This window comes from Kitasatospora sp. NPDC057738 (genome assembly GCF_042798815.1).
Taxonomy (GTDB): domain Bacteria; phylum Actinomycetota; class Actinomycetes; order Streptomycetales; family Streptomycetaceae; genus Kitasatospora; species Kitasatospora lactacystinica.
Map to the genome: position 1 here is coordinate 1 of NZ_JBHVJT010000162.1, position 2,311 is coordinate 2,311.

General features: G+C 72.0%; 3 protein-coding genes. 2 read left to right on the forward strand and 1 reads right to left on the reverse strand.

Features of this window, described 5'->3' with window-relative positions; all coding sequences use genetic code 11:
- Positions 1-104: 104 nt before the first annotated feature.
- Positions 105-689: a MarR family transcriptional regulator gene (locus tag ACFVGO_RS39305; protein WP_359901253.1), complete on the reverse strand. Its 585-nt coding sequence runs from the start codon at positions 687-689 to the stop codon at positions 105-107.
- A 398-nt stretch (positions 690-1,087) separates the two neighbouring features.
- On the opposite strand from ACFVGO_RS39305, the gene ACFVGO_RS39310 reads away from it, so the two are divergent.
- Complete coding sequence (locus tag ACFVGO_RS39310) at positions 1,088-1,357, forward strand: hypothetical protein (RefSeq protein WP_359901250.1); 270 nt, start codon at positions 1,088-1,090, stop codon at positions 1,355-1,357.
- 435 nt (positions 1,358-1,792) lie between these two features.
- The coding region (locus ACFVGO_RS39315) for a hypothetical protein (RefSeq protein WP_380636959.1) at positions 1,793-2,311 on the forward strand (519 nt) is incomplete at its 3' end.

Sequence of the window (2,311 nt, forward strand, 5' to 3'; positions counted from 1 at the left end):
GCGGTTGGTTGTGTCCATGTTGGTGTCTTGGACCAGCTTGGATTGGTTGCGCAGCCGGCGGAAGGGGGGCCCCGCTCCGGCCGGCCCCGCGGAGGCGCCCGAGGTCAGCTGACGTCCGGGCCCGGGCCGTCCGCGACCGCGCCGAGGTACTGCTCGATCTGCTGCTGGTTCTCCACCAACCGCAGGCACAGGTGCCGCAGTTGGGCCATCTCCTCGGGGCTGAAGCCGCGGAACACGGCGGCCATCGCGCGCTCGGTGGGCACCCGGAACTCCTCCAGCCAGGCCAGACCTTCGGGCGTCGCGGTGACCAGCACCGCCCGCCGGTCGTTCGGGTCGGGGGAGCGGCGGGCCAGCCCCTCCCGCTCCAGGGTGTCCACCAGGCCGGTCGCGTTGCGCGGGCTCACCCCGCCGGCCCGGGCCAACTCGCCCACGGTCAGCCCCGCTTCACCCGCTTCACCCGCGGCCCCGAGCCGCACCAGCACATCCAGCGCCCCCGCGCTCAACCCCCGTCCCTGCGATCCGTGCGCCCGCAGCTTCTCCACCGCGTGGAACGCCGACCGTGCGGCGGCCGCGGCCTCCAGTGCCAGGGTGTCCCCGCCCTTGGTGAACGCGCCCATGGCCGTCCGCACCCTGCTGTCGTAGAGCCGGCCCTCGGCATCCCGCCCCAGCGGACCGGCCGACGACTCCATTGATTTATTTACCTGCTTCATAATGAAGTCATTCTGCACTTCGCGGGAATCCTGTCAAGGGGCGGCGGCCCGCCAACTCGGCCGCAGCGGAAGAGACTTCGGCGGAAGCCGGAGACGTGCTCGGCGGGAGCCCGTGGGCGTCGGGCCGCCGGGGGAGTGTCCTGTGCCGTGGGTCGGGCGGGGCCGTTGGAGTGTCGTGGGCCTGCTCCGGTCGAATGACCCCCACGGCAGTCGTCCGATATGTGTATCCGCTGGTCACTGCGGCGAGTCAGAGGCCGCGTCGGCCGGAGTGGGCGCCGTGTCGGTTGCGGCGGGATGTGGGGCGTGGCTCCCTGAGTCGGGGCGGGCCGATCGGTGCCGCCGCCACCTCAACCGGAAACTCCGCGGAGGAGATTTTCATGCGTGCTCTCAAGCGTGTCCTGGCCGTCGGTTCCCTCGCCGTCCCGCTCGTGATCGGCTGCGCCGGCCTGGCCTCGGCCCACGACGGCCTGGACGCGAGCTGGGGCAAGGGTCAGTTCATCGCCAATCAGAACGGTGCCGGTGTCGCCGGTTCCGAGTCCTCCGCCGGTCCCGGCGGCGTCTCGCACATCGACTTCTGGATCTGGGCGGACGACAACGGCGTCTCCGGCTCCTTCACGGGTTCGAGTGCCACCTGGAACCACGGGTGACAGTGAGTGACATAGGTTGCGAATCCCCCCGGAGTTCCCGCGAACTCCGGGGGGATTCGCCTGTGCCCGAAGCGGCGGTCCCGCCGTTCCGCGGGCTCGGAGGTCCCGGCCAACTGTTCCCGTACGGCGGGCCGTTGTATCGAGCCGTTCGCATGATGACTCCGTCGAGGGGCGGCTCCGCAGGGGTGGTCCGCGACAGGGGCCCGGTGGCGACGGAGGGTGGCGCGGAGTGACGCAGAGTGCTCCAGCCGACTGATCCTGTCAGATAGGCATACGAACGGTATTTCCGCTGGTGGGGGCGGCGATTCTGACGGGACGTGAGGCCGGACGGGTCGCGGTGCCGGTTGCGGCGGGATCCGGGGCGTGGCTCTCTGAATCGCGGCGGGGCTGAACGGCACCGCCACTCAACCCAGAAACTCCGTGGAGGAGATTTTCATGCGTGCTCTCAAGCGAGTCGTGGCTGTCGGCGCCCTCACCGTTCCGCTCATGCTCGGCTGCGCCGGCCTGGCCTCGGCTCACGGCGACATCGACGCGAACTACGGCAAGGGCTTCTTCACTGCCAACGAGGACGCCGCCGCCCTCGCGGCGGTCGAGTCCCACGTCGGCCACGACGGTGTCTCGCACGCCAGCTTCTGGATCATTGCGGAAGACGAGGGCGTCACCGGCTCCTTCACGGGTGCGGGTGCCACCTTCAACGACGAGGACGTCGCCCCCGCCGCCGCCCCGGCGGCCGAGGCTGCCGCTCCCGCGGCCGAGGCTCCCGCGGCCGTCCCGGCGACCGAGGTTGCTCCTGCCGCTGTCCCGGCGGCCGAGGTTGCGCCCGCGGCCGTCCCGGCGACCGAGGTTGCTCCTGCCGCTGTCCCGGCGGCCGAGGTTGCGCCCGCGGCTGCCGCTCCGGCGGCCGAGGCTCCGGCTGCCGCCGCCCCCGCCGCTGCCGCGCCCGCGGCCGAGGCG

Coding starts and splice junctions, on each gene's coding strand:
- ACFVGO_RS39310 (WP_359901250.1), top strand. CDS start 1,088: ATGCGTGCTCTCAAGCGTGTCCTGGCCGTCGGTTCCCTCGCCGTCCCG.
- ACFVGO_RS39305 (WP_359901253.1), bottom strand. CDS start 689: ATGGAGTCGTCGGCCGGTCCGCTGGGGCGGGATGCCGAGGGCCGGCTC.